The organism is Methylorubrum sp. POS3, from assembly GCF_043352485.1.
GTDB classification, from domain to species: domain Bacteria; phylum Pseudomonadota; class Alphaproteobacteria; order Rhizobiales; family Beijerinckiaceae; genus Methylobacterium; species Methylobacterium suomiense.
In genome coordinates, this window is record NZ_JAPRBT010000053.1 from 1 (window position 1) to 7081 (window position 7081).

Sequence of the window (7081 nt, forward strand, 5' to 3'; positions counted from 1 at the left end):
AACCGGCTTTTCTTCATCGTCCGTCTCCTGATCGACGGACCCTAGCTGCAGAACGAGGGCAGGCCAGGGGGCAAGGTCATGGTCTACGTGCCGACCACGGCTGCCGTCCAGGCAGCGCTCGCCTCAGCGCCTCGCCGTTCCCCCACGATCCTGACAATGGCGTCGGGCCGCCCTTGGCTGAAACGCCACTTCCATACGATTTGGACGGAGACGGTGAAGGCGGCCGGCATCGCCGACGATCTCCATTTTCATGACTTGCGGGGAACGGCCGTGACCATGCTGGCTGAGGCCGGCTGCACGGTGCCAGAAATCGCGACGATCACCGGGCACTCTCAGGCCCATGCGCAGAAGATCCTTGACCGCTATCTGGCCCGGACCCGAACGCTCGCGCGGAGCGCTATTGCGAAGCTGGAAGACCACCGCCGCACAAGACAGATGGAAACCAAAATGGAAACCGGGGCCTGACCCATCGGCCAGACCCCGGCTAAACCCTTAAAATTTATGGTCGGAGTGGCGGGATTCGAACCCACGACCCCTAGTCCCCCAGGCTTCGAGCCCATCGAAATAAGTCTATTAGTAGCAATACGTTAGCTCACTTCTTGGCCGACCGTGGGTGGATAACGTGGGGATTTCGAGCGACCTGTGCCTTCTCCATGGCCTCGACGCCGGCTCGAATATCTTCGACCAGGACGTGGGCGTAACGCATCGTCGTCTCGATCCGTGAGTGCCCGAGCTGCTTCTGCGCGAGCTTCAGATTGCCGGTGGTCCGCACAAGGCGGGTCCCCATCGTGTGGCGGGTGTCGTGTCGGCGGAAACCCTCGGCGATGCCCGCGTTGCGCACATGCCGGCGCCACTGCGTCTTAAAGCCGTTTTCCGTGATCGGCAGACGCTGGGGCAGCTTCGGCGTGCCGTCGGCGTTCTTGCCGGGTCGGCGCTGCTCGTAGGTGAAGACGTGGGTCGGGTGGTGGCCGAGGCCTTCGTCCAAGATGGCCAGCTGATGTTGGGTGAGCGGGATCGTGTAGAATCGCGCCTGCCCGTCCCGCCCCTTGTTCTTGACCCTGATGAGCATGCTCAACCGGTCGATCTGCTGCCACGTCACGAGCGCGCCTTGCGCACGGCAGCCGGCGGCCATCATGAACCGGAACAGTCGGCCGTAATCCGGGCCCAGTGCAGCGACGATATCTTCTTCCTCGGTGCCAACCGCCTCGCGGACGCGCTCCTCGGGCTCGCGTAGGCGGTATTGCCCCCATTTCGGGGACATGACCGGATAACCCCAGATGTCGCGCGCGCGGAGGAACAGTTTCCGCAGAGGGTCCACGGCGTAGCGATTCACGGTCGCATTCTGCACCTTGTCGCTCGGGACCTCCCGCAGGGCGGTCGTCTTCCTGTCGCGCTCGACGCGGATGCCACGGCGCTTGGCGACCATTTCAGCAATGCGCTGGCCGGTAATCTCGGTGATCAGCGTGTCGACACCGAAGTGATCGACCAGCCATTCCAGAGAGCGCCACGTCGTCTTCGGCACCGCGTGGTGCTTGCCGACCTCCTCCCAATAAAGCTCGACCAAGTAACCCATCGTCGGGGCGGGCTTCCCGCCCCAGGTTTTTCGTTGCGCTTTTTCAGCCGCTCGATCAGCCTTTGCTTCAGCCTTCAGCTGCTTTTCGGCGAGTTGGGCGGCACGCCGTTCAGTCTGGCCCGTAGAGAGGCGAAACCGATCACCTTCGATCGTGAACTCGCACCAGTAGAACGAGGAGTCGGGGCGCTTGTAGACGGACATTCCTGGCGCTTTTCGTTCTCGAGGTAGTCCAACACGTCGGCCAACAGGAAACGGCGCAGTTTCCGGTGTTGCCCAGACCCCCGCAGGACGTACTTGACCGCACCTCGCTTGACGTCGGCAAGCAGGGTTTTCTCGTCCATCTCGAGGGCGTCGGCCGTCTCGGAAAGGTTCAGGCTGGTTCGGCCTTCGAACGCGCGGGCGAGGCGATCCGGGACCGCCATGTGATGGTGGGCGCTCGTCATGCTCCGCGGTCTTCCATCCCTTGGACGCCGATCGGCGGTGTGACCGCGATCATGATCGGACCGCCTTCTGCACATTGAAGCTGCCGGCGATGGCGCAGCAGGTGTTGGCGATGGCGCGGCGGCCGGCCGGGTCTTCGACGTCGAGGAACGCTCTCACCAAGTCGGCGGCGTAGGGGTCGGAGAAGAAGCGCAGGGCCTGCGTCAGGCCCAGGGCTGCGCTCGCGTCGCGCTCGAAGGTGGCGACGGTGTCGGCGCCGATCGCATCCTCGTCGATACCGAGGAGTTGGGCCAGGGTGCGCAGCGCGTCGGCCGCGCGGATCGGTGCGGGGGCACTCACCGAGCGCCTCCGCCGAGAGCGGCCACGGGCGCGGTGAGATATTCGAGATCCCGCGGGTGCACGTCGACGGGTGGCCATGCGCCGTCGATGCGGACGTGGATGCCGGTGATGCCCGGCCGTGGCGGGGCGATGGTGCCGATCGCACCGTCGCTGACGCGGCGCACGCGGGCGCCGAGGGCGCAGGGCGCGCCGGGATGGCGTTGCTTCACCCCATCGTACATCAGGCGCCGGCCTCCGGTTCGGGCGTCGGCCCCCGGCTAAGGCGGAGGGTGGTGCGCAGCAGCGCCAGCACCTGCCGGCGCATCGCCGCGTCGGGAATCGCGGCGTAGGTGGTGAGAAGATCGATTGCGCCCGGCTCACGCAGGATGGTGAGGATCTCGGCTCGTTCGCCGCTTCCCGGACGATCGTCGGCGCCCTCGAAGAAGCTCGCCACGGGCACGTCGAAGAAGCGGGCGACCGCCTGAAGCCGCCCGGCGCCGACGCGATTCCGGCCCACCTCGTATTTCTCGATCTGCTGGAAGGTCACGCCGATCGCGGCGCCCAGGGTCGCCCGGCTGAAGCCGCCGGCCTTCCGCAGGCTGGCGATGCGCAGCCCAACCAGGCGGTCCGCATCGGTGATGCGACGGCCACGAGGCTCGGCAAGATGGGGATCGTGGGCGTTCATGGCGGCGGGCCTTTCGGTGGGCACGGGCGGCTACTGGGACGGGCGCTCGATGAGGCCGATCTCTTCCGCGCGTGCGGCCATCGACCGGGTGAGCGCGGCGAGGCGCAGCAGGAGATCCTCGGTGAGGGCGAGGCGGGCGTGGCCGCAGGCCTGTTCCAGGGCCGTCAGGAAGGCGTCGGCGGCGAGCTGCGCATCGGTGTCGGGATGCTGCGTCATCCGGCAGGGCAGCACGATCAGGCCCGGTGCCAGATCCGGCGCGGCCCAGAACTCCGCCGGTGCCGGCAGGGCGCCGACCCAGGTGAGGAAGGTGCCGAAGTCGCGCGGGTCCATCACGGCGCTGATGACGCCGAGGGCGGGCCGCCGCTCCGAGCCGTCATCGGCGCGGGTGATGTCGAAGTCGTAGAGTCGGGCGGGGAAGTAGGCCGGGCGGGTCACGGCAGCGGGGCCCAGAGCGCGAAGCCGCCGATCAGAAATACGCCGAGGGCCACAACATCCCGGGCGTGGCCCAGCGCCAGTGCGAGCGGGTGGTTCGAGGCGGCGAGCACGAGGCCGGTGCGGGCCATCTCCATCGCCTCATCAAGGCCGGCGGCGATGTCGGCCGTGTCGAACTCACGAATGAGGATCTGGCGTGCCGCTTCCGGCGTGGCGCGGGCGGTCTCAGGGTGAGCAGCCAGGGTCAGCGCCAGTTGGCGCGGCGGCGCGTAGACGCGGTGTCGCTGGATCACGGAGCAGGCTCCTCTGGCTGCTTGGGGGAAGCGGGCTGTTCGCGGATGGCCCGGGCCAGCCCAGACCAGAGAGCCTGGGCGGCATCGCCCGTGATCAGTGTTGGGTCCGCTGCGCGCGCCCACAGAAGGGCGCGCGCACGTCCGAGCCGGTCGCGTACCAAGAGGGCGAGGGTACCGGCCCCGAGCGCGACAGCGAGACGTTCGACATCCTCGATGCCTACGGCGTTCGGATTTCCGAGATCGGCCGTGATCAGCGCGTCATGATCATCCACCGCTTGGAGGATTGCTTGCGCCTCCTCCACGATGGTTCGGAAGGAGTTTTCCGACAACGCGTCGAGGACATTCGTGCTCGCCACCTCACCGAGACGCGCTGAGCGAATGTTCGCCATGGTCGTCGCAGCAACGCGGAGCCGAGCAGGAAGCGATTGCGCGACCTCGCTCATGGCCGCGCCTTGGAGATTGAAGCCTGCGATAGCGGTGTGGACCCAAGCGCAAACTTTACATGGGGGAATTCTGGAACCGGCATGGGCGCGGTCTCCTTCGACGCGCCCCAAAATCCCCCATAATGGGGGACGTTTCAACCCCCCATTATGGGGGAATCAGCCGATTTGTTCGATGGTGGGCTGCAAGGTCTGGGAATATATCGACATTAGGTTGTTCTCGCTCACACAAGTTTCGCCTGCTGGCTGATGCAGAGCTGGATCAGGTGGCATATCCCTGTCTGTCGGATCCAGCCCTGCTCATGGGTGAGCGTATGATCCTTGCTTTGACTATGCAGTGATTATCATGGGTTCAAAATGGATAGCAGCGTAGCAAAAAAGTTAGCTAGGCTTTATCCACTCGACGCGGGCTGACCATTCGATTTCGGCGTTTCTGATCGTCTCTAGACCAACGCCTACTAAATCAAAATTATCAGGTTTTCCGCCCTCAAAAATACGTCTAACTAGCGTATCACCATTTCGAACCTTAACGACGCAAAGTTTTGATATAAAATCGTTGGATACGCCATCATGCTTCTCGCCATAATAGACGATGAAATCCTCCAATGCGATCCCCGGCAATGCGACCCCCTTGTCCACGCGTAAAGCTGCAGCGTGCGCGAACTGTCCTGAAGGACGGGGAGCAATTTCTAGTTTCAAACTCTCATCGTGATAGTGGATAACACCACCATGGGTTATCACTCCCACAATTTTAATTGGTTCTCCAACAGCTAACACTTCTTCGACTGAGACTGAATAGATCTTTGAAGCTTGTATGATCCGTTCAAGCGAAAGACCGCGCTCGCTATATTCAAGCTTTTCGTAGCCCTTCGGGCTCAGCCCGAAGGCATTTGCAGCGTCTTCCATACGCCACCGGCGCCCGAGACGAAGGCTTCTAAGGTTATGCGACATAATGGGGGGACAATGCGCGCATAGCTCTCAGTCGTCCTCCGACGATTTGGGGGAGATCGTGTTGACTTTTTCCCCCAATTCGGGGGAACTGGCCGGCAGTAGGGCCAGAGCCATGAAACTGCGCGATTGGATGAAAGAAGAAGGGCACACCGATGTGTCCTTCGCAGAAGCTGTCAGCCGGCACCTCAGCCCGCCTGAAAGCTGCTCCCCTCGTGCCGTTGAAAAATGGCGCAATGGCTCACGGATTCCCCGCAAGAGGATGATGCCATTAATTGGCAAAGTGACTTCCAACCGAGTCAGTCCAAGCGATTTCTTCGAAATAGATCGCACTGAAACATTGCGGTCCCACTGATGTTGTCTGCAAGTCTAGCCTGTTCTGCGATACTATCAATCGCGGCGCTACCGCTGATCCTGAGAATCAATTCCGCCCTCCGGGACGGACTGCGCGGCCGGGCAACGGTCGAAGCCGGGCGCCTCGCCCTGGCAGCGGCGGCCGTTGCCGTGTTGGTGACCCTCGCCGCGAGGTCACGATGAGTCCGGACTGGCTCGACGATCTGCGCGAGGACGTGGCCGAGGCCGCCGACACGATCGCGGAGATGACGGCCGAGGATTGGGCTGCGCCGATCGCGGCGGCCTTCGCCCGGCTGCAGGACATTTCGGAGGAGGCCGGTGACGCGGTGGCTCAGCGCTTCGCCGGGGCGCTGGCGCGGATTCGGGCGCTGCCGGACGAGGCCGTCGCGGCGGTCGGCGAGCTGACGGCGGTGATCGAGGGCCTGTTTCCCGAACACGACGCGCCTCCTGCACTTCCCGCGCCGGATTCAGCCTGCGGCACCGCGCCGAGACGGGAGGGCGGAAACCTCGTGACGCCGCGGCCGGTGCCGCGCCGGCTGACGGTGGAGCCTGCGGCCTTCGCCGCCTTCATCCGGGCGCAGCATCCATCCAAGCCGGCGGAGCATTGCGCAGCGCTGACGGGTATCCCGCTCGACAGCGTAGAAAAAATGCTGAGGCGCGAGGCGCTGCCGAACGGCCGCAACTTCCTGCTCTGCGTCGTCGCCTACGGCCCGGCGTTGATCGCCGCCGTGCTGCCGGATGCGGACGCGCGTTGGCTGACCGGCGCGCAGATTCTGGCCGATCAGGCACATCTCGAGGACGAGCTGGCCCGAACCCAGGCGGAGATGGCGGAGAACGCCGAGCGCTGGACGTTCTGCGGCGTCACCTTCCGGGGCACGGCGCCATGACCGCCTCGACAGGCCGCGCCAGCGCATGAGCCCCGGGCGGGACACCCCCTCCCGCCCATCCCAGACTCAGAATCCGAATCGATTCCTATCGGGTGCCCGCATGCGGAATCGCGCACGTCTGTCCCCCCGCGAGATTCGAGAATTGTGGCTCGTGCTCGGGCCGCTGAAGCGGGCGCAGGCCGAAGTCCGCATTCGGACGGGGCGGACCCCCGGCAAATTGTCCGAGGGTGCCCGGCCCGAGACCGGCCGGGTGCGGGAGCTGATCGGGCGGCAGGCCGGCGTCTCCGGCGTGCTCGCCGAGAAGTGCAACGCGATCTACGCGGCGGCCGAGGCCGAGCCGGCGCTGTTCGGCCCGGTGGTCGACTACCTCGAGCGCTCGGAGAACATCCACGACGCGTTCAACCGGATGCGGCGTCTGGCTGATCTGGAACGGGTGCGCCGGCTGGCCCCGATCCAGGCCCGGTTCGCCACGCTGGTGTTCGATCCGCCCTGGCAGGACGAGAGCGTCTCGGCCCATCAGCGCCCGCCCTACGCGACCATGACCGAGTCCGAGATCGCCGCGATGCCGTTGGCGGCCTGGGCGCTGGCGGAAGGCCATCTCTACGTCCATGCGCCGGGGCCGTTCGTGCCGATGGCGGTGCGGCTGGTCCAGGGCTGGGGCTACGACTTCAAGCAGATCCTCACCTACCGGAAGACGGCCTGGTCGATGG

The 7081-nt window shown here is 65.0% G+C and carries 11 protein-coding genes; 3 read left to right on the forward strand and 8 right to left on the reverse strand.

What is annotated here, in order from left to right; translation table 11 throughout:
• The first annotated feature begins 78 nt into the window (after positions 1-78).
• Positions 79-465 (forward strand): tyrosine-type recombinase/integrase, encoded by a 387-nt coding sequence (locus OWC43_RS24350; RefSeq protein ID WP_393958879.1) that lies wholly within the window; start codon positions 79-81, stop codon positions 463-465.
• A gap of 127 nt (positions 466-592) precedes the next feature.
• Here the strand turns inward: OWC43_RS24350 and OWC43_RS24355 are convergent, their stop codons facing one another.
• The 8 genes from OWC43_RS24355 to OWC43_RS24390 all read right to left on the reverse strand — a co-directional run bounded on the left by OWC43_RS24355 (position 593) and on the right by OWC43_RS24390 (position 5088).
• Entirely contained in the window at positions 593-1774 is a 1182-nt protein-coding gene (locus OWC43_RS24355) for a tyrosine-type recombinase/integrase (protein WP_393958880.1), read from the reverse strand.
• A gap of 291 nt (positions 1775-2065) precedes the next feature.
• Positions 2066-2353 carry a hypothetical protein gene (locus OWC43_RS24360; protein WP_393958881.1) on the reverse strand — a complete coding sequence of 96 codons (288 nt, stop codon included), beginning with the start codon at positions 2351-2353 and terminating at the stop codon, positions 2066-2068.
• Complete coding sequence (locus OWC43_RS24365; RefSeq protein ID WP_393958882.1) at positions 2350-2574, reverse strand: hypothetical protein; 225 nt, start codon at positions 2572-2574, stop codon at positions 2350-2352. The genes OWC43_RS24360 and OWC43_RS24365 overlap by 4 nt, the downstream gene beginning before the upstream one ends.
• Positions 2574-3017 (reverse strand): helix-turn-helix domain-containing protein, encoded by a 444-nt coding sequence (locus OWC43_RS24370; RefSeq protein WP_393958883.1) that lies wholly within the window; start codon positions 3015-3017, stop codon positions 2574-2576. Before OWC43_RS24370 ends, OWC43_RS24365 begins: the two co-directional genes overlap by 1 nt.
• A 30-nt stretch (positions 3018-3047) precedes the next feature.
• Positions 3048-3452 (reverse strand): hypothetical protein, encoded by a 405-nt coding sequence (locus OWC43_RS24375; RefSeq protein ID WP_393958884.1) that lies wholly within the window; start codon positions 3450-3452, stop codon positions 3048-3050.
• On the reverse strand, positions 3449-3742 hold the full coding sequence (locus tag OWC43_RS24380; protein WP_393958885.1) for a hypothetical protein: 294 nt from the start codon (positions 3740-3742) through the stop codon (positions 3449-3451). Before OWC43_RS24380 ends, OWC43_RS24375 begins: the two co-directional genes overlap by 4 nt.
• Complete coding sequence (locus OWC43_RS24385) at positions 3739-4185, reverse strand: hypothetical protein (protein ID WP_393958886.1); 447 nt, start codon at positions 4183-4185, stop codon at positions 3739-3741. The genes OWC43_RS24380 and OWC43_RS24385 overlap by 4 nt, the downstream gene beginning before the upstream one ends.
• A gap of 378 nt (positions 4186-4563) precedes the next feature.
• Positions 4564-5088 carry a hypothetical protein gene (locus OWC43_RS24390; RefSeq protein ID WP_393958887.1) on the reverse strand — a complete coding sequence of 175 codons (525 nt, stop codon included), beginning with the start codon at positions 5086-5088 and terminating at the stop codon, positions 4564-4566.
• Positions 5089-5663: 575 nt separating this feature from the next.
• On the opposite strand from OWC43_RS24390, the gene OWC43_RS24395 reads away from it, so the two are divergent.
• Together OWC43_RS24395 and OWC43_RS24400 are read left to right on the forward strand one after the other, a co-directional pair.
• Complete coding sequence (locus OWC43_RS24395) at positions 5664-6371, forward strand: hypothetical protein (RefSeq protein ID WP_393958888.1); 708 nt, start codon at positions 5664-5666, stop codon at positions 6369-6371.
• 100 nt (positions 6372-6471) lie between these two features.
• The coding region (locus OWC43_RS24400; protein WP_393958889.1) for an MT-A70 family methyltransferase at positions 6472-7081 on the forward strand (610 nt) is incomplete at its 3' end.